At 64.0% G+C, this 18,783-nt stretch carries 20 protein-coding genes; 11 read left to right on the top strand and 9 right to left on the bottom strand.

Annotated features, from left to right (window positions below; all coding sequences use genetic code 11):
* Positions 1–59 precede the first annotated feature (59 nt).
* The 3 genes from EL2594_RS02260 to EL2594_RS15825 all read right to left on the bottom strand — a co-directional run bounded on the left by EL2594_RS02260 (position 60) and on the right by EL2594_RS15825 (position 2,486).
* Positions 60–983: a calcium/sodium antiporter gene (locus EL2594_RS02260; RefSeq protein WP_011413426.1), complete on the bottom strand. Its 924-nt coding sequence runs from the start codon at positions 981–983 to the stop codon at positions 60–62.
* Positions 980–2,188 (bottom strand): Na+/H+ antiporter NhaA, encoded by a 1,209-nt coding sequence (gene nhaA, locus EL2594_RS02255; protein ID WP_011413425.1) that lies wholly within the window; start codon positions 2,186–2,188, stop codon positions 980–982. Before nhaA ends, EL2594_RS02260 begins: the two co-directional genes overlap by 4 nt.
* 121 nt (positions 2,189–2,309) lie before the next feature.
* On the bottom strand, positions 2,310–2,486 hold the full coding sequence (locus EL2594_RS15825) for a DUF465 domain-containing protein (RefSeq protein WP_196793219.1): 177 nt from the start codon (positions 2,484–2,486) through the stop codon (positions 2,310–2,312).
* Between the two features lie 106 nt (positions 2,487–2,592).
* Between EL2594_RS15825 and EL2594_RS02245 the strand changes: the two genes are divergently transcribed.
* Positions 2,593–3,492 (top strand): hydrogen peroxide-inducible genes activator, encoded by a 900-nt coding sequence (locus tag EL2594_RS02245; protein WP_011413424.1) that lies wholly within the window; start codon positions 2,593–2,595, stop codon positions 3,490–3,492.
* A 23-nt stretch (positions 3,493–3,515) separates the two neighbouring features.
* Here the strand turns inward: EL2594_RS02245 and EL2594_RS02240 are convergent, their stop codons facing one another.
* Both EL2594_RS02240 and EL2594_RS02235 read right to left on the bottom strand, forming a co-directional pair.
* A complete protein-coding gene (locus EL2594_RS02240) occupies positions 3,516–4,445 on the bottom strand; it encodes an oxidoreductase (protein WP_011413423.1) in 930 nt (309 codons plus the stop codon).
* Positions 4,442–5,080, bottom strand: coding sequence for a ribonuclease HII (locus EL2594_RS02235; RefSeq protein ID WP_011413422.1), 639 nt, complete (start codon positions 5,078–5,080; stop codon positions 4,442–4,444). The genes EL2594_RS02240 and EL2594_RS02235 overlap by 4 nt, the downstream gene beginning before the upstream one ends.
* On the opposite strand from EL2594_RS02235, the gene EL2594_RS02230 reads away from it, so the two are divergent.
* From EL2594_RS02230 to EL2594_RS02205, 6 genes are all read left to right on the top strand, one after another.
* Entirely contained in the window at positions 5,079–6,263 is a 1,185-nt protein-coding gene (locus EL2594_RS02230) for a PQQ-dependent sugar dehydrogenase (RefSeq protein WP_011413421.1), read from the top strand. The genes EL2594_RS02235 and EL2594_RS02230 overlap by 2 nt on opposite strands.
* 60 nt (positions 6,264–6,323) lie before the next feature.
* Positions 6,324–6,845, top strand: a complete 522-nt coding sequence (locus EL2594_RS02225) for a GNAT family N-acetyltransferase (protein WP_011413420.1) — start codon at positions 6,324–6,326, stop codon at positions 6,843–6,845.
* 51 nt (positions 6,846–6,896) lie between these two features.
* A complete protein-coding gene (locus EL2594_RS02220) occupies positions 6,897–7,445 on the top strand; it encodes a DUF1285 domain-containing protein (RefSeq protein WP_011413419.1) in 549 nt (182 codons plus the stop codon).
* Positions 7,442–8,041 (top strand): CoA pyrophosphatase, encoded by a 600-nt coding sequence (locus EL2594_RS02215; protein WP_011413418.1) that lies wholly within the window; start codon positions 7,442–7,444, stop codon positions 8,039–8,041. The genes EL2594_RS02220 and EL2594_RS02215 overlap by 4 nt, the downstream gene beginning before the upstream one ends.
* A gap of 116 nt (positions 8,042–8,157) precedes the next feature.
* Positions 8,158–9,345: a CCA tRNA nucleotidyltransferase gene (locus tag EL2594_RS02210; RefSeq protein WP_011413417.1), complete on the top strand. Its 1,188-nt coding sequence runs from the start codon at positions 8,158–8,160 to the stop codon at positions 9,343–9,345.
* A gap of 224 nt (positions 9,346–9,569) precedes the next feature.
* Positions 9,570–10,085, top strand: a complete 516-nt coding sequence (locus EL2594_RS02205) for a hypothetical protein (RefSeq protein WP_049762419.1) — start codon at positions 9,570–9,572, stop codon at positions 10,083–10,085.
* Between the two features lie 337 nt (positions 10,086–10,422).
* Here EL2594_RS02205 and parC read toward each other — a convergent pair whose 3' ends face one another.
* Entirely contained in the window at positions 10,423–12,732 is a 2,310-nt protein-coding gene (gene parC / locus EL2594_RS02200) for a DNA topoisomerase IV subunit A (protein WP_011413415.1), read from the bottom strand.
* 182 nt (positions 12,733–12,914) lie between these two features.
* Here parC and EL2594_RS02195 point away from each other — a divergent pair, with 182 nt between their 5' ends.
* Positions 12,915–13,634 carry a hypothetical protein gene (locus tag EL2594_RS02195; RefSeq protein WP_155805933.1) on the top strand — a complete coding sequence of 240 codons (720 nt, stop codon included), beginning with the start codon at positions 12,915–12,917 and terminating at the stop codon, positions 13,632–13,634.
* A 98-nt stretch (positions 13,635–13,732) separates the two neighbouring features.
* Here EL2594_RS02195 and EL2594_RS02190 read toward each other — a convergent pair whose 3' ends face one another.
* Positions 13,733–14,650, bottom strand: a complete 918-nt coding sequence (locus EL2594_RS02190; RefSeq protein ID WP_196793218.1) for a TolB family protein — start codon at positions 14,648–14,650, stop codon at positions 13,733–13,735.
* Between the two features lie 171 nt (positions 14,651–14,821).
* Between EL2594_RS02190 and EL2594_RS02185 the strand changes: the two genes are divergently transcribed.
* The 3 genes from EL2594_RS02185 (at position 14,822) to EL2594_RS14820 (ending at position 17,337) form a co-directional block, all read left to right on the top strand.
* A complete protein-coding gene (locus tag EL2594_RS02185) occupies positions 14,822–15,361 on the top strand; it encodes a type 1 glutamine amidotransferase domain-containing protein (protein ID WP_011413412.1) in 540 nt (179 codons plus the stop codon).
* Between the two features lie 161 nt (positions 15,362–15,522).
* The gene (locus EL2594_RS02180) at positions 15,523–16,413 is read left to right on the top strand and encodes a DUF4349 domain-containing protein (protein ID WP_011413411.1); all 891 of its coding nucleotides are present in this window, start codon (positions 15,523–15,525) and stop codon (positions 16,411–16,413) included.
* 39 nt (positions 16,414–16,452) lie between these two features.
* A complete protein-coding gene (locus tag EL2594_RS14820; RefSeq protein WP_155805929.1) occupies positions 16,453–17,337 on the top strand; it encodes a helix-turn-helix transcriptional regulator in 885 nt (294 codons plus the stop codon).
* Here EL2594_RS14820 and EL2594_RS02170 read toward each other — a convergent pair.
* Positions 17,334–17,663, bottom strand: coding sequence for a 2Fe-2S iron-sulfur cluster-binding protein (locus EL2594_RS02170; protein WP_011413409.1), 330 nt, complete (start codon positions 17,661–17,663; stop codon positions 17,334–17,336). The genes EL2594_RS14820 and EL2594_RS02170 overlap by 4 nt on opposite strands.
* Positions 17,660–18,736 (bottom strand): cysteine desulfurase family protein, encoded by a 1,077-nt coding sequence (locus EL2594_RS02165; RefSeq protein WP_011413408.1) that lies wholly within the window; start codon positions 18,734–18,736, stop codon positions 17,660–17,662. The genes EL2594_RS02170 and EL2594_RS02165 overlap by 4 nt, the downstream gene beginning before the upstream one ends.
* Between the last annotated feature and the right edge of the window lie 47 nt (positions 18,737–18,783).

The raw sequence follows: 18,783 nt of genomic DNA, 5'->3' as shown, positions 1-18,783 counted from the left end.
GCTTTTGCGGACTCGATATGGAGGGGTGTGGCCGAAAAGGCTCGCCTGTGCAGCGAGGTCTAGAGAAACTGCAGCGCGGTGTTGGCGGCGAACCCCGCCAGCAGCAGCGCGCCGGTGATCCGCCCGATCCGCTGGCCGTAGGCGAGCAGCGCCCAGATCAGCACGGCAGAACCGATGACCAGCGGGATCTGCACCAGTGCCAGCTCGGCCGGGATCGGGAACGGCGCGAGCAGCATCGTCGCGCCGCCGATCAGCAGGATGTTGTAGATGTTGGAGCCGACGACATTGCCGATCGCGAGGCCGGGCTTGCCGCGAAACGCGGCGGCGGCGGAGGCGGCCAGTTCCGGCAGCGAGGTGCCGACGGCGACGATGGTGAGGCCGATCACGGTCTCGCTGATGCCCGCCATGCGCGCGATATCGATCGCGCCGCCGACCAGCCAGGTGCCGCCCAGGACCAGCACGCCTACCCCGCCCAAAGTGAGCGCCAGCGCGGGTCCGAGACCCAGGTCGCCGCCCTCGCCCACGTCCTCGTCCGCCAGAACCCGCGGGTGCGAATAGCGCCAGGCGATATAGAGCCCGAGCAACGCCAGCAGGGCAACGCCCAGCCATATGGTTCCCGTTTGCCACCACGCCAGCACCCACATCAGCGCCGATGCGCCCACGGCCACCGCCGCATCGCGCTTCCCGATGCCGGTGATGGCGATCGGTGCGATCAGCGCGGTCGCACCGAGGATCAGCAGCGAGTTGGCGATGTTGGAGCCGGCGATGTTGCCCCAGGCGATCTCGGGCGAGCCGATCAGCGCGGCCTGAACGCTCGCGACCATCTCGGGCATCGATGTCGCCGCACCCACGATCACGAGGCCGGTCAGCAGGTTCGATATGCCGAGCCGCCGCGCCAGCGCGACCGCGCCGCGCACCAGCAACTCGCCGCCGATGGCGAGCGCGATGAGCCCGCCGATGATTGCCAGTATTGCTGTGGTCATGCCGGAGCTTGCACCCGCTCGTCAGCCGACTTCGCGGCAGGCGCCTTCGCGCCGAGGACGAGGATCGCGATACCGACCAGCGCGGCGATGAGCGAGCCCGACAGCACGCCGATCTTGACGGCATTGATCTGCGCCGGATCGGCGAAGGCGAGGTTGCCGATGAACAGGCTCATGGTGAAGCCGATACCGGCGACCAGCGACAGGCCCCAGACCTGTAACCAGCCGACGCTGGACGGTAGCTGCGCGAAGCCCGTTTTGACCGCGAGCCAGGCAAAGCCGAAGATACCGACCTGCTTGCCGACGATTAGGCCGAGCGCGATGCCAAGCGGCAACGGTGCGAACAGGGCGGACAGTTCCACGCCTTCGAACGAGACCCCGGCGTTGGCGAGCGCGAAGATCGGCACGACCAGGAAGGCGACCCAGCTGTGCAGCGCATGCTCCATATGTTCGAGCATGTGGTTGCCCTTGCGATCGATCAGCGGGACCGTCATCGCCAGCGCGACACCGGCCAAGGTGGCATGGACGCCCGACTTGAGGACGAAGTACCACAGCACGATCCCAAGCACGATATAGGGGATGCTGGAGCCGGCCTTGGCCCGCCCGAAGGCGCTCAGGATCAATAGCGTGATTGCCGCAGCCCCCAACATCGCGAGCTCGACACCCGGCGTGTAAAAGATCGCGATGATGGCGATGGCGGCGATGTCGTCGATCACCGCGATGGCGAGCAACAGCGCCTTGAGCGCGACCGGCACGCGCTTGCCGAGAAGCGCCAGTATGCCCAGCGCGAAGGCGATATCGGTCGCCGCCGGGATCGCCCAGCCGGAGAGATTTTCCGGAGTGCCCGAATTGATACCGTAGAACACCAGCGCGGGCAGCACGATGCCGCCGAACGCCGCGATCAGCGGCAACGAGGCCTGCTTCCAGCTCGACAGCTGGCCCGTCAGCACTTCGCGCTTCACTTCCAGTCCGACGAGAAAGAAAAAGACCGCCATCAGACCATCGTTGATCCACAACAGCGCAGGCTTCTCGATGCCGCCGCCGCCGACTGTCACCGCGATCTCGGTCGCCAGCACCGAGAAGTAGGTATCGGCCAGCGCAGTATTGGCGAAGATCAACGCCAGCACAGCCGCAAACATCAACACGATGCCCCCGGCGCTCTCCTGTTTCAAGAAGTCGCGCAGGGCCGTAGCGGCGGTGTAAAACATCGGGTTGCTCCGTCTTTCTCAGGAGATCGGTCAGTGCGTTAACGCGCGCATAGCGAAAAAGGGGGCGGCACGCGAACGAGGGGGGGGGGATGGGAAGGGTTGCGTTCGCGCGCCGCTAAGGTCACCCGCCTTGGGGATGGCGGGATCGAGCGGTGAAGGCGGCGATCTGGTCTTTCAGTCGCAGCCTGATCCGTTTGAGGGCTTTCAGCTCCTCCTGCTTGCCAAGCGCCTTCGACGTATCGATCAGCCGATCGAGCCTGCGATGGCGGCGGCGAAGGCGGTCGAGATAGTCTTGCATGGCGCTCTCCAAGAGGTGGACATCACCCCGACAACGGCGAAATGGCGGATTGGTGCCGATAAACCCGATTGAAAGAATACCCCTTATTCGATAGTCAGAAACTATCATGCCCACGCTTCGCCAATTGGAATATCTGGTCGCACTCGACGAGCTTGCCCATTTCGGCCGAGCTGCGGCCCGCTGTCACGTAAGCCAGCCAACGCTGAGCCAGCAATTGAAACAATTGGAGGAGCGGCTCGGCGTCACATTGGTCGAACGCGGCACCCCTCCGGCGATGACGCCAACCGGCCGCGAACTCGCGCGGCGCGCGCGGCAGGTGCTCACCGAAGTCGAGGAAATCCGCCGTCTGGCGGAGCAGAGCCGTTGCGGGATGGCCGGCACGATCCGTTTCGGCGTGACGCCGACGCTGGGCCCGTACCTGATGCCTTCAGCGATCCTGCACCTGCACCGCGATTTTCCCGATCTGAAGCTCTACATCCGCGAAGGCATTCCGGACCAGCAGCTGGCGGAGCTGGCTCGCGGCGAGCTCGACATGATGCTGGCACCCCTGCCCGTCGCCGAGCCGGGCCTGCATATCGAGCCGCTGTTTCGCGAACCTCTGCAACTGGTCGGCCCGCCCGATCACAAGCTGGCGACAATGAAGGTGCGCGAGCCCGAGGACCTTGCAGGGGAAGCCGTTCTCAGCATCGATCCGGCGCACCACCTGCACCGGCAAACCGAAGCCATGTGCGGCGAACTCGGCGCTTATCTCTTGCGCGACTACCAGGGCACCAGTCTCGACAGCGTGCGGCAGATGGCCGGGTCAGGCCTTGGACTGGCTTTCCTGCCCGAGCTTTACCTGCGGGCCGAGACCGGCGGCGAGGACATGGTCACGCGGCTCGATATCGAAGGTTGGTCGGCCACCCGCTCGATCGCCGCCGTCTGGCGCGAGCGCACGGCGTTAAGCGAGACCTATGCCGAGATCGCACAGCTCATCGCGGATCATGCGCGCAGGCTTCTGGCCTGACCGACGCCTGTGTAGCGTAGCGCTCAAATATCCTGCTCGACGTCGTCGGCCGGGAGGCCGGGGTCTACCCCGGTCAATTCGACCGAAATCTCCCACAAACGCGCAGCCAGCAGGGGATCGCGCGCGGTGCGGCTGGCGATCGCCCGCCCGGATCGCGGACCACTGATCTCGCCGAGGCCGTAGGGCCCGTAATAGCCGCCCGGCTCGGCATCGGGCCATGTCGCTGCCTGAAGCGCGGGCAAGGCTCCGTCCTTGGCGCTGTTGAGAAACACACCGACGACTTTGCCCATCAACGCCAGCGGGCCGAGATGGCGCATGAGCTCGGTCTCGGCGATACCGGGGTGTGCGGCATAGGCCGAAACCGGCGATTGCGCCGCCCGCAAACGCCGGTCGAGTTCGAAGGTAAAGAGCAGGTTGGCAAGCTTGCTCTGTCCGTAGAAGCGCTGGCGCGAATATCCTTTGGCCCCGTCGAGATTGTCGAAACCGATCTTCGCGCCGCGATGCGCGATGCTGGACTGATTGACGATCCGGGCACCGCCATTTTGCGCCAGCTTGTCGAGCAACAGACCCGTCAGGGCGAAATGGCCCAAGTGGTTGGTGGCAAATTGCGATTCGACGCCCATCGCCAGCTTCAAGGGCGGGACCATGATGCCGGCATTGTTGACGAGAATATCGAGCCGCGCTTGACTTTGCGCTGCTTTTGCCGCGCCACGGATCGAGTCCATGTCCTGCAGATCGAGTTCGAGAAATTCGGTGTCCGCACCCAGCACGGCTTCGGCGATGCGATCCATCGCTTCGCGCGCCTTGTCTTCGCTGCGACAGGCGAGCAGCACCTTGGCTTTGCTGCGGGCCAGCGCTTCGGCGATACAATAGCCCAATCCGGTATTGGCACCGGTTACGATGGCGGTCTTGCCGGACTGGTCGGGAATGTCGGAATAGGCGAAAGCGCTCATCGAAATAGCTCCTGCTGCGCGACCGGCGCAAAGCTGCGGCGGTGCAGCGGCGTCGGTCCATGCAGTCTTAGCGCTTCGAGGTGCTGCGCGGTTCCGTAACCCTTGTTCGAAAGCCAGCCGTATTCGGGATAGTCCTGCGCCGCCTCGGTCATGATCCGGTCGCGCCACTCCTTGGCGACGATGCTGGCAGCGGAGATCGCCGGCTCGATCCCGTCACCGCCGATGATCGCCTGCGCCTCCCATTGCCAGAGGTCGCAGCGGCCATGCGGGGTCAGGTTGCCATCGATCAACACCATATCGGGATCGCCACCAAGCTTGGCTGCAAGTCCCTGTACCGCGAGGCTCATCGCCCGCATGGTCGCGCCGAGGATATTGAGCGTATCGATCTCTTCGACATCGACCACGCCGACCCCCCAGCCGCATGTCTTGCGGATATCTTCGTCGAGCACCGCGCGTCGTTTGGCGGTCAGCTTCTTGGAATCGTCGAGCCCCTTGGGGTAGGCATCTCCCAGCACCACTGCGGCGGCGACGACCGGACCGGCCAAGGGCCCGCGCCCGGCCTCGTCGACGCCGAACACGCATCCTTGCGCTTCGGGCCGGGAAACGATTGCATCTTCGGGAGTTTCAGAAACCATGATCCAGACACGCTTCACATCGCTCGCCCTTCTGTCGCTCCCGGCCATCGCCCTCGCAAGCTGCGGCAGCGCCTATTCGGGGGATAGCGCCGAAGCGCAGTCGACCCCTAGTCCGACCGCGATGGAAGCCGATGCGCAAATAGGCCCCTTCGCCGTCAGCGACATGGGAACGTTCGCCGAGCCCTGGGCCGCCGCTTTTGCGCCGGGCACGCACACGCTGTTCATTACCGAAAAGGCCGGGACGATGAAATTCGTCGACACCCGCACCGGTCGTCTCGGGACGGTCACCGGCGTGCCGGAAGTGGACTATGGCGGTCAGGGCGGTCTAGGCGATATCGCCTTTTTGCCCTCCGAAGCCGCCAACACGATCGACAGCCGCACGATCTATCTCAGCTGGGCCGAAGCCGGCGCTGGCGACACGCGCGGTGCGGTCGTGGGCCGCGGCCAGCTTGCCTGCCAGCAAGCCGACGCCTGCACGATCGAAGATCTCGCCGTCATCTGGCGTCAGGCTCCGAAGGTCACCGGGCGCGGGCACTATTCGCACCGCATCGCCTTCTCGCCCGACGAGCGATATATGTATGTCGCGAGCGGCGACCGGCAGAAGCAGGATCCGGCGCAGGACACCTCGAACACGCTGGGGACGATCGTGCGGCTCAATCTCGACGGCAGCCCGGCGGCCAACAACCCGGTCGGCAGCGAGATCTGGTCCTACGGCCATCGCAACATTCTCGGCCTCGCTTTCGACGACGCGGGCCGCCTGTGGGATTTGGAACATGGGCCGGCCGGCGGTGACGAACTCAATCTCGTCGAGCGCGGCGTCAATTACGGCTGGCCGGTGGTTTCGAATGGCGACAATTACAACGGCACGCCAATCCCGGACAACGATACCCGTCCGGACCTGCGCGCGCCCGTATTCGGCTGGACACCGGTGATCGCGCCGGGTGATATGATCTTCTATTCGGGGTCGATGTTCGGCGACTGGAGCGGCGACCTGTTGATCGCCGGGCTCAAGACGCAGGCCATCATCCACCTCGACATGGAAGGCACGTCGGCCGAAGAGATCGCGCGCTACGACTTCGGCGAGCGGCTGCGCGAAATCGTGCAGGGGCCGGACGGCGCGATCTACGTGCTGGAAGACGGCGACGACGGGCGATTGCGCAAGCTGACGCCGAGCGCCAGCTAGGCTCGCACAAACCCGATCTTGCTCGACAGCGCCGCTTCGCGGCCTTAACCGGCGCGCCCGATGGCGACGATCATCCCCTTGTCTGCGGTCGAACCCGCATTGGTCGAGCAATTACTCGACGAGGCTTTCGGTGAAGACCGCATGGCGCGCACCGCCTATCGCGTCCGCGAGGGCAGCCCCTGGCTCGAAGCGCTGAGTTTCGCCGCGCTCGACGACGGCGACTTTCTCGCCGGGAGCATCCAGCTCTGGCCGGTCGCGCTCGCAACCCCCGATGTCAAGGGCCATCCGCTGATCATGGTCGGTCCGGTCGCCGTGCTGCCTGCGCTGCAGGGCGAAGGCTATGGCAAGGCGCTGATGGGCGCGGCGCTGGGCGCGGTCGAAGCGATGGCAGCCGACGGGACATCTGCGCTGCCGCAGGTCATGATCGGCGACGCGGAGTATTACGGGCAATGGGGTTTTTCCGCCGACCACACCGGCAACTGGCATTGCCCGGGACCATACGACCCCGCTCGCCTGCTGCTGCGCTGCGACAATCCCGGCATCCTGCCCGATGAGGGCATGCTCGGTCCCTGGGCTGGATAGCGACACTCGGGATACATTGAGCGTGCTCGCGCATTCTGCCATGCGAGAGCCATGCCGTACCAACCCCCTCCCGAACTGGCCGACCTGACGCTCGATCAAATTGCCGAGCAGGTCGCGGCGCGAAAGCTGCCGCCGGTCGAACACTGGGCGCCCGAGCGGACGGGCGACAGCCGCATGCGCATCGCGGCGGACGGCACCTGGTATCATGACGGCAGCCCGATAACGCGCCCGGCAATGGTGCGCGCCTTCTCCGGCCTGCTGGTCCGCGACGAGGACGGCAGCCACCACCTGCTCTCGCCGTTCGAGAAGCTGGCGATCCAGGTCGAGGACGCAGCCTTCGTGGCAACCGACATGGTCGAGCGCGACGGGGCGCTGGCCTTCCGGCTCAATACCGACGAATTGATCGTCGCCGGACCCGACCACCCGCTCGTCGCGCGCGGCGATGCCGAAACGCCGGCGATTTATCTCAACGTGCGTGGCGGGCTGGAGGCCCGGCTCAATCGCAGCACCTACGAGCAATTGGCCGAGCATGCGCTCGCGCTGGGCGACGACTGGACCGTGACCAGCCAAGGCGAGACCTTTTCGCTGCTGCCCGCATGAGCACTTTCTTCGAACGGCTCCAGCGCGTGTTCGACGACGGCCATGGCTATCCGCATCCCGACCTGATCACCGACGAGCGCTTCGCGGAAGGCAGACCCAAACCTGCCGCCGTCCTGATCCCGGTCGTCGAGCGCGCCGAGCCCGGTGTGATCCTGACCCAACGCCCGACCGGGCTGCGCAGCCACCCCGGCCAGGTCGCCTTTCCCGGCGGCAAGATCGACGAGGGCGAAACGCCGCTCGAGGCCGCCTTGCGCGAAGCGGAGGAAGAGCTTGCCATGCCGCGCGAGAAGGTGCGCGTGATCGGCGCGACCGACAATTACATCACCGGCACCGGGTTCGACGTGACGCCCGTCCTCGGCGTTGTCCCGCCCGACCTGCCGCTGGTGCCCAATCCCGGCGAGGTCGAAAGCTGGTTCGAAGTGCCACTCGCAACCCTGTTCGACCGGTCGAACTACACCGCCAACACGGTGCTATGGCGCGGGGCCGAGCGGACCTATTACGAGATGCATTACGAAGGCTATCGCATCTGGGGCGTGACCGCGGCGATCATCGCCAATCTCGCCCACCGGCTGGAACTGACCGAACTGTTCGATTGAGGTTCCTTATCCCGTCTCCGTTCACCCTGAGCTTGTCGAAGGGTCGTACTTTCTTATAGCGCAGGGTTATTAGTGAAGGACGGGGCTTGGACAGGCGCAGCCCGAACGGATGTTGGATGCAGCAAATCTTGCCATCAGCCCCATGGACCCAGCGCGACGACCTCGCGTCGCTGGTCGGTGTGCTGGGCGCCGACAATCTGCGCTGGGTGGGAGGCGCGGTGCGCGACACGCTGCTGGGCGATGCTGTCAAGGATGTCGATGCGGCGACGCCGCTGTTGCCTGAGGATGTGATGGAGCGCTTGGCCGCTGCCGACATCCGCACCGTCCCGACAGGCATCGATCACGGCACCGTCACCGCCATCCTGCCGGGCGGGCCGGTCGAGATCACGACCCTGCGCAAGGATGTCAGTACCGATGGGCGCCGCGCCACCGTCGCCTTTGCAGGCGAGTGGCGCGATGACGCGGCGCGGCGCGATTTCACCATCAACGCGCTGTACGCTGACCCGAAGACCTTGGCGATCAGCGATTTTTTCGGCGGCCTCGAGGACCTTGAGGCGCGCCGTGTCCGCTTTATCGGCGACGCGCGTGAACGTATCCGTGAAGACCACCTGCGTATTCTCCGCTATTTCCGCTTCCAGGCGCGGTTCGGCGCGGAGCTGGACGAAGAGGCCGAGGAAGCCTGCGCCGAGCTTGCCGAAACGCTCAAGGGCCTGAGCCGCGAGCGCGTGGCGATGGAATTGCTGAGCCTGCTCGCCCTGCCCGATCCGGCGCCTACGATCGCGCGGATGCGCGAGCGCGGGGTGCTGCCCGTCATCTTGTCCGAAGCCGGCAAGGCGGAAGTCGCGCGGCTGCAAGCCCTGATTGCCAGCGAGGCTCGATACTCCATCGCGCCCGATCCCTTGCGGCGGCTCGCCGCGCTTCTGCCTCCGGTGGCGACGCTGGCCGAAAGCGTCGCGGCGCGGCTGCGCCTGTCGCGAGCCCAACGCGACCGGCTGGTCTCCTTGGCCCGGCGACAGCCCGAAGACGAGACGCGCGCACGACCGCTGGCCTATGAAGAAGGTCTCGATAATGCACGGGACAGGCTGCTGCTGGCGGGCGCAGACCCCGCGCCCCTGCAAGACTGGCATGTCCCGCAATTCCCACTCAAGGGCGGTGCGATCGTCGCGCGCGGGGTCGGGGCCGGCCCGGAGGTTGCGCGGATCCTGCAGGGCATAGAGGCGCGGTGGGTCGAAGAGGGGTTCCCGCCCGAAGCGCGGGTTGCCGAGCTGCTCGACGAAGCCCTGAACGCCCGCGATTTGCCTTAAGCCGAGCTTCAGGTGCGATAAGCTACCTATCCAAATGTTGTCATGCGGGAACCGATCCCGTTATGGCGCGCTCTTCCGGTGACCCCGGAATCCAATCAGGCCGCGCCTGCCCTTTCGCGAGCAGCGGTTGAATTCACAAGCTCCGCCAACCGGGTCGTGAGCATCGTTCGCCCAAGTGGACGGTGCCGAGGATGTCGGAGCACGAGGACAAACGGAGTTTTGCAATGAAGTTCACCAAGATCGTCGGCGCCGCCGCTGCTCTTGCATTCGCCACCGCTGCCCAGGCCGCACCTGCTGTCGGCGACACCGTCTACGGACCGGAAGGCAACGAAGTCGGAACCATCACCACCGCCGACGCGACCACTGTCGTGATCGCCACCGGCGAGCACGATGCGCCGGTTCCGGCCAATGTGCTGGCAGAAGGCCCCGACGGCCCGGTCATCTCGGTCACCAAGGCCCAACTCAACGAAATCATGGCCGCTCAGAAGGCCGAAGCCGCTGCCAAGCGCGATGCCGCACTCGTCGAAGGTGCCATGGTGCACTCGGCCGACGACGTCATGCTCGGCACCGTCGCGTCGATCGAAGGCGACAATGTGGTCGTCGATCTGACCGAAGGGTCGGTCGCGCTGCTGCGCGAGCACTTCACCCTTCCCGCCAATGGCATCCTGACCGCGCGCTTCACCGCCGAGCAGGTCGCCGAAACCGTGGCTGCTGCACAGGAAGCCGCCACCGCCGGATAAGGCCGCCAGAGCCTTCGGGTCGAAAAGGGGCCGGGCACTCGACGCAGTGCCCGGCCCTTTCTGTGTCGCAAACAGGCAGCCTGGCTGAACTATGCGCAGCACCACCCTTCAGCCGTGGTTCATTGGCTTACCTTTACGTAAGCGTCATACCGAAATTTCGGTAACGGAGCCCCCTCCGCCAGTTCCTCCTCTTAGCGGACGGAGAGTTCCTGCCTCGTCTCGTGCGGCTGTGCTCTTGCGCCTCCCTGCAAGGGTTAGCCCTCGGGTCGCATCGGAAGGGTCGTCGCGCCTCTGGCGTCGGCGGCCCTTCTTGATTCTCGGTCAGGAGAGGGGGTCGTCAGAACCGGTTGTCTCTGGGGAAGCCCTGCGGCGGCAAGCGCCCGGCTCCGCCGCGCGCGACCTTCCATTGCCAGATATCGGTCTCGGTCCGGGTCCGGTCGCCCTTGCCGCCCATCTGCCAGCTCAGGCCCTGGTCGAGCACGAAGGTCTTGGCATCGGACAATCCGCCGTCGCGATAGCGCTGTAATTGCACGCCCTGCCCGCGGGCGAGCACCGGTAGCTCCTCGAGATTGAACACGACCAGCTTGCGGTTTTCGCCCACCACGGCGACGTGATCGTCGCAATCTGCAATCGGGCGGACGACGCGCAGCTTCGCATCGCCCTTGAGGTTGACGACCTGCTTGCCCTTGCGGGTCTCGGCGACCAGTTCGCCCATCTCCGCCGCGAAACCCTTGCCAGTATCCGCTGCCAGCAGCAGCCGGCCCCTGGGATTGCTCACCAGCATGGCCACGATCTGCGCTTCGGCATCGATGTCGAGCGTGTTGCGCACCGGCTCGCCGAAGCCGCGCGCACCGGGGAGCTTGTCCGCGCCCAGCGTGAAGAAGCGCCCGTTGTCGGCGGCGAGCAGCACCTTGTCGGTGGTCTGGCAATGGACGGCAAAGGCCGGGCCATCGCCTTCCTTGTACTTGAAATCGCCGCACCCGTCCTTGCTGCCTTCCAGGTCGACATGGCCCTTGGCGGCGCGGACCCAGCCTTTCTGGCTCAGCACTACGGTGACCGGCTCCTTCTCGATCATCGCGTCCATGCTGAATTCTACGGTCGGCTCGGCCTCGGCGATGGTCGTGCGGCGTGCGCCCAATTCTGTGTCGAGCCCGTATTCCTTCTGCAGCGCCTTCAGGTCGCGCTTCAGTCGCGTGCGCTGGCGCGCAGGCGAGCCGAGCAGCTTCTCCAGCTCTTCCTGCTCGGCCAGCAGGTCGGTCTTCTCCTGCTTGAGCTCCATCTCCTCCAGCTTGCGCAAGCTGCGCAGCCGCATGTTGAGGATCGCTTCGGCCTGCCGGTCGGTGAGGCTGAATTCCGCCATCATCACCTGCTTCGGCTCGTCCTCGTAGCGGATGATCTCGATCACCCGGTCGAGATTGAGGAAGGCGATGATATAGCCTTCGACCAGCTCCAGCCGCCGCGCGATCTGGTCGAGCCGGTGCTGCGTGCGCCGCTGCAGGATCTCGATCTGGCTGCGGACCCAGTTTTCCAGCAGCTCCTTCAGCCCCATCACCATCGGCGTGCGGGTGGCATCGAGCACGTTCAAGTTGAGCCCGAAACGGGTTTCCATGTCGGTCAGCTTGTAGATTGATTCCTTGAGCAGTTCGGGATCGATATTGCGACTGCGCGGCACCAGCACGATGCGGATCTGCTCGTCGCTTTCGTCGCGGACATCGTCGAGGATCGGCAGCTTCTTGTCGGCGATCGCCTGCGCGATCTGCTCGATCAGCTTGCCCTTCTGCACCTGGTAGGGGATTTCGGAGATGACGAGCTGCCATTGCCCGCCGCCGAGCCGCTCGATCCCGGCGCCTTGGTCCGCCTGTTTCTCCGCCTCCGCCGCATGGAACCGCCCACGGATGCGGAAAGACCCGCGCCCGGTTTCATAGGCGTTGGAGATTACCTCCGGGCTATCGACAATCAAGCCGCCGGTCGGCAGGTCCGGCCCCTGGAATAGCTCCATCAGCCGCGCGTGCTCGACATGAGGGTTGTCGATCAGCTCCAGCGTTGCGTCGATGATTTCATGGACATTGTGGCTGGGGATATTGGTCGCCATCCCCACCGCGATCCCGCTTGCGCCATTGGCCAGCAGGTTGGGGAACAGGCCCGGCATCAGTTCCGGCTCCTCCTCCTCGCCATTATAGGTCGGGATGAAATCGACCGTGCCTTCGTCCAGACCGGCCATCAGCGCCATGGCGGTGCGGGTCAGCCGCGCTTCGGTGTAGCGATAGGCAGCGGCGTTATCGCCATCGATATTGCCGAAATTCCCCTGCCCCTCGACCAGCGGATAACGCAGCGCGAAATCCTGCGCGAGGCGGACCATGGCATCATAGGCCGCGGTATCGCCATGCGGGTGGTACTTACCGATCACCTCGCCGACGACGCGGGCGCTTTTCTTGAAGGTGTTGGTCGGGTCCAGCTTCAACTGCCGCATGGTCCACAGCAAGCGGCGATGGACCGGCTTCAACCCGTCGCGCAGATCGGGCAGCGAGCGCGCCGTGATGGTCGAGAGCGCATAGACAAGATAGCGCTCTTCCAGCGCAGAATCGAATGGCGCATCGACGATGGCATCGAAGGGATCGGGTTCAGTGATTTCGGTCGGGTCGGACATTGGCCGCCCGTCTAGCAAGGCGGCGCGCAGCTAGGGAGAGGGGTTTCCACAGGATTGGGAGAGCATGAATTGCTGACCTCGATTTCTCGCAGACGCTCTAGCGATCGGTGATCATTTCGATTGGTGCGTCAAAATAAGCGCGTATGGCATCTGTACAGCAGGTTGCTGCGAGGACTTCGATAATGGCGAGATATCTTTTCCTGCTTGTTCCAGTGTCATTGGCACTTTCGGGATGCGCAAGTGTCGCCGATCATCAGATGATTGGCGATAGAGAACAAGTACTCCTAGCTCAAATGCGCAAAGCTTGCGGTGGAGATGCATGGGACAGGGTCGAGGGGTGGCATGAGACTGGCAAGGTCGAGTTGCCAAATGGATTGGAAGCTACCTACGACGCGTGGAGCGCGATGCGCGATCTGGCAACAGCAGCCAGGGCTAGCGCAGGGGAGATGCAACTTCGACACGTCGGCTTTGATGGCACGGAATTCTGGTCGGTCGGCCAAGATGGAAGTGTGTCAATCGACAGACGCGATGAAACCCTTCGAAAACAGCGGCGAGATGCATATATAAGTTCCCACGCATATTTTTTGCCAGATCGCTTCCCGGCTGATTTTCAGGTTGTAGGCGAAAAGGAGCATGAGGGCTTCAGTTTCGTCGTTCTGCAGGTCACGCCAACAGGGGCAGGCAGTGTCGACTTATGGATCGATCCGGCCAGCTTTCTTGTTCGTCGCATGGTCGCAGATCAAGAGTCTGTTGAACTCAGTGACTACGCATTTTTTCATGGCGTATGCACGGCAACCACCGGATTGCAGCGAGGCAAAGAAGCTGCTGACACGCTCACATTGAAAATTGAGACAGTATCCATAGAAGCGCAATCGTCTGAAATTTTCATTGCCCCGGAATGAGTTATCAATCGACGCAGAGGCGGTCGCAGAGCTTCCGCCTTGGCAAGGGCCGCAATCTCGAGGGAGTATGTCCATCGCCAATTTTATTACGGGTCCTCTTACTTTCCTGGCAAACCCACCACCGCAATCCGCTTTCCATCCGGGCTGACCGCGATGCGGTTAGCTGAGGTTATGCCGGGTTCGGAGAGGTCGCCAACCTCCGCCCAGCCCGCGCCATCCTCGCGCCAGCGATGCACCTTGCCATCCTCGATCTGCAGGATCGCGCCGTCGGGGGTCCAGGTGTAGTTGGCGTTGGTGCCGACCAGCGGGGTCAGCGGGCGGATCGCCCTGGTCTCGGGGTCGAAGGCCTTGATCCAGACCTGCTCGTTGGTCTGGCGGTGGACGAAGCTGATCTCTGCGCTGCCCGGGATCACATGCGGGGTCGCGGGAACGGCGTGGCCGCTGATGAAGTGGTAGGCGGGTTTCTCGGCGCTGGTCAGCGCGACGTTGAAGCCATAGCGTGACCAGTAGAGGATATCGCCGCTCGCATAATTGCGCGCGAAATAGCCGACCGGTTCGGGGACCCCGGCGGCCTCCAGCGCCCAGGTCGGCGCATCGGGTGCGCTGCGCTCGATCTGCCAGATCGAATTGTTGCGCTCGAACACCATCGAGATCGTCTTGTCGTCCGGCGAAGGCGTGGGCGAGAATTCGGATTCGGGCGTGCGCGTGATCTGCCGGTGCGTGCCGCTGGCGATATCGTATTCCCAGATATCGGTCTGCGTCCCGTCATCGCGCGCATAGAGGAACGTCGCGCTGCCCGGCGTGAAATAGGGCTGGTTGTCGTACCCGGGCCGCTGGGTGACGTTCCGTCCGTTCGACAGCGCATCGCCCTCCGCGCTCGCGTCATAGTCGAACAGGAAAATCTCGGTCTCGGGGAAAGCCGGGGGCGGCGTTTCCTCGGCGGCATCCTGTGCCTGTGCGCTGGCCACCAGGGCCATGGCTCCGATTATGGGCAGGATGGTTCGACGTGTCGGCATGGCTTTCCCTCTCGATAGGCGCGTTGCAGCAGACATTGCGGGTGGGTCCGTTCGGGTCAACCGTCACCCTCTGTCCCGCTTGCCGCATCGAGGCCTCAACCCGTCGCCGCCTTGGAACGATTTGCGCCTTCATGCATTGGAAGAACAACAGCAAATCAAGGAGTTACCCTTATGAAACGCGTCCTAATCATCGCCACCGACGGTTTCGAGCAATCGGAACTGATGAAACCCAAGAAGCGCCTGGAAGAAGCCGGCATCGACACCACCGTCGCCAGCCTCGAGGAAGGTGAGATCACCGGGTGGAAGGACAAGAACTGGGGTGACAGCGTGAAGGTCGATCTGACCGTCGAGGAAGTCTCCGCCGACGATTATGGCGCGCTGCTGCTGCCGGGCGGGCAGATCAACCCCGACGCCCTGCGCATGAATGACACCGTGATCGGCCTGATCCGCGAATTCAACGAAGCGAACAAGCCGATCGCCGCAATCTGTCACGCACCGTGGTTGCTCGCAGAAGCCAACATCATTCGCGATCGCACCGTCACCGGTTGGCCGTCGATCCGCACCGACCTCAGCAATGCAGGCGCAAATGTGATCGACTCGGAGGCAGCAGTGGACGGAAATCTGATCACCGCGCGCAATCCGGACGACATCCCGGCCTTTTCGAATGCCCTGATCGAACAGGTGCAGCAACGGGTCCCGGAGAACGCATAAACACTTATAACATAATACCTTTTTCCGGCCTCGCTGCTTCGTGCAGCGGGGCCTTTTTCATTCTCCCTCTTGCCAATTACTCAATTGTGGCACAAATATGGCAACAACATGGCGCAAATGAGGCACAAGCTAACAGCCATGTGTGAGAGAGGAGAATGAGGATGCGGAAATTCGTGATTACGGGCGCGGCGGTATCACTGCTGGCGCTCACAGCCTGCAGCGAACAAGTGGACTACGAAGAGGCCACGGTCGATGCCGCCGACTATGTTGAAGCCGAAGCCGCCGCGGATGCGATGGAGGCAGCCAGTGAGGAAGCGGCGGCAGGCTCGGCCATACCCTCGCTCGCCGAACTCCCCGTAAGCCTGCCCAAGCTCGCCTATCTCTACGATTATCGCTGGCGCATGCCTGCCGACGAAATCGGCCCGCTGCAGCGCCGCCACGCCAACCTGTGCGAACAGCAGGGCCCGGCCAGCTGCCAGATCCTCGGCATGAGCAAGTCCGGCGAAGAGGCCGACGAAGTCTATGGCGAATTGCAGATGGCCGTTGCCAGCCGCCAGGCCCGCGCCTTCGGAGCGCTGCTCGAAGACGAAGCCGAAGATGCCGGGGCCGAGCAGGTGTCGGCCGAGATCGGTTCGCAGGAACTCAGTAAGCAAATGGTCGACACCGAGGCGCGCATCGCCGCCCGCACCGAATTGCGCGACCGGCTGATGGCCGTGCTCAAGACCCGCCGCGGCACGGTCGAGGAACTGGTCGAAGCCGAACGCAGCGTCGCCCGCGTCAATGAAGAGATCGACCAGGCCCGCAGCTGGCTGAAGGAAATGGAAGGCCGCGTCGCCTACAGCCGCGTGACCGTGCGGTACGAGACCGGCGTGCCGGTGACCAACGACTTCCTCGCCCCGGTCGCAGGTGCGGTGGGGTCGCTGGGGACCGTTCTCGGATATCTCGTCGCCTTCCTCATCCTCGCAGGCGCAGTGGCCCTGCCGATTGGCGGGCTCGTGTGGGCCGGACGCAGCATCAACCGGCGCTTTGAACGCGCCGCTGTAGAAGGTTGAGCAGCGCACCCCCCCTCTCTCATCACAGAGGGGGAGTTGTTGCCCGATGCCGTCAATGGGCGAAGCATCGCATACAGCGAGCCTTTTTTAGACCATCACAGTCGGCGCAAGAATTTGACGCGATTTACCAACCGACCGTACTTCCCTTGGCATCGATCGAGCCATAATCGTCGAAGGATGCAAGATATAACCGGCGTCGAAAAGCTGACCGAGCGCGAGAAGGTCTGCCTGCGAGAATGGTTGCAGCACAAATCGGCCAAGGAGATCGCGATCGATCTCGGAATCACGCATCATGCGGTCGAAAAGCGGCTCAAGATGGCGCGCCTCAAGCTCAACGTTGGCTCGTCGCTCGAGGCTGCGCGGATACTCGCAGCTTACGAAGACTACGGTCGGACCACATCCCATTCGCCGGACCTGTCGCCCAACCCCGCCCAGCGACCATCATTGGTCTCACGACTAATTGCATGGAGAGCTATTGCCGTGGGATGTCTTGCTGCTGCGCTGCTTATTCTCGCATTCACATCAGAGGATCCGGCCGGATTGGGCACCGAGGCGAATCGCATCGAGAAAGTTTACGATGAGCAGCTCACCGCGCATCTCGATGCTCTCATTGCCGCTGCAGAAATCGGACCGGATGGCGAGATATTCCTCACCCGCCCGATGGGCGACAGCCGGTTCATCGAGCCGGGTAGCGGGTTCTATTGGCAGATCAGCGCAGACGATCGCGAGGATTTTACGTCGCGTTCGCTCAGGAGTCGTACCCTCGACGTGCTTCCAAATGGAGGAAAACACGAAGCGGTGATCTCCGACTCGTCGCAATTCGCGGATGAAAAACTAAGGATGATCCAACGCACCGTTCGCATGCCCGGCAGCAATGCGGACTGGACCTTCATTGTGGCTCGGCACATCGACGAGCCAGATTAAACCCCGCTCATGTCGCGGCTGTCGGAGGGGATGCGCACGGTCAGGCCGTCCATCTTTTCCGTCAGCTCGATCTGGCAGCTGAGGCGGCTGGTGGCGCTGACACCGTAGGCAAGGTCGAGCATGTCCTCCTCCTCCTCGCTCGCTTCGGGCAGCTGGGCGAACCATTCCTTCGCCACGATCACGTGGCAGGTCGAGCAGGCCATCTGTCCTTCGCAGGTTCCCTCGAGCGGCAGGCCCGCGCCTTGGGCTATCGCGAGCAGGGTGTCGCCTGGGGCGGCCTCGGCCTCGACCGCCGCTCCTTCGGCGGTTTCGAACACGATTTTCACAGCTGCGCTTCCGCCGCCTGGTTGATGGTGGTGGCGGCCTGCTCGATCTCGTCCATCGTGGTGTAGCGGCCGAAGCCCAATCGGATCGAGCTTTTAGCCTGTTTCTTGGACAGTCCGATCGCTTCCAGCACATGGCTGGTGCGGCCCGAGCCGCTGGCGCAGGCGCTGCCGGCGCTGAACATGACGTCGCGACATTCGCTCATCAGGCGGTTCACATCCAGGCCCTTCCGGCGAATATTGAGATTACCGAAATAGCGCGCCTCGGCGCTGCCATTGAGATCCCAGTCCGCGAAGATCTCGCGAGCCCGATGCCACAGATTGCCGACATGATCCGCGTCGCGCTCCATGCGGTCGCTCGCCTCTGCCGCCGCCGCACCCATCCCGGCGATCAGCGCCGGAGACAAGGTGCCGGAACGCAGGCCGAATTCCTGCCCGCCGCCGGTCTGAACCTCGTGCAAATCGACCCCGTCGCGCACCCACAGTGCGCCAACGCCTTTGGGCCCGTGAAACTTGTGCGCACTGATGGCGATCATGTCTGCGCCCGTCACTTCCATCTTGCCATAGGCCTGCACCGCGTCGCACAGATAGAGCGCATTGTTGCCCTTGGCCTTGCGATGCCAGTCGACCGTCGGTTGGATCACGCCGATTTCGTTGTTGACCTGCATCAGGCAGACAAGGCGGCAGTCATTGGGCAGGTCCTGCTTGGTATTGCACTGCCCGTCCCTGGCGACATTGAGCACATGCGCCTGCCCCAGATCGCGCGCGGTATCGAGCACGGCGGCATGCTCGATGGCGGAGACCGAGACGCTGCCGCCCAGATGCGCGGTGCCGCGAATAGCGAGATTGACCGCCTCGGTCGCGCCGCCCGTGAAGATCACCCGGCCCCCAGCTGGGAACAAGGCCGCCACCCGGTCGCGCGCCAGTTCGATCGCCGCCGCCGCCTGTCGCCCCATCCGGTGCGGCGAGTGCGGATTGCCGAAGCCGGTGCCGTCCGGCCCGTCGAGCCAGCGCAGCATTTCGTCCCGCGCTTCCGGCGCGAGCGGACTGGTGGCCTGATAGTCGAGGTAGATCATCGTGCCTTGCCCTCTATCCGTTCGGGCTGAGCTTGTCGAAGCCCTGT

It is taken from the genome of Erythrobacter litoralis HTCC2594 (assembly GCF_000013005.1).
Lineage (GTDB): Bacteria > Pseudomonadota > Alphaproteobacteria > Sphingomonadales > Sphingomonadaceae > Parerythrobacter > Parerythrobacter litoralis_A.
Note: the sequence above shows the minus strand (reverse complement) of the source record. Positions and strands in the feature narration are given on the sequence as shown.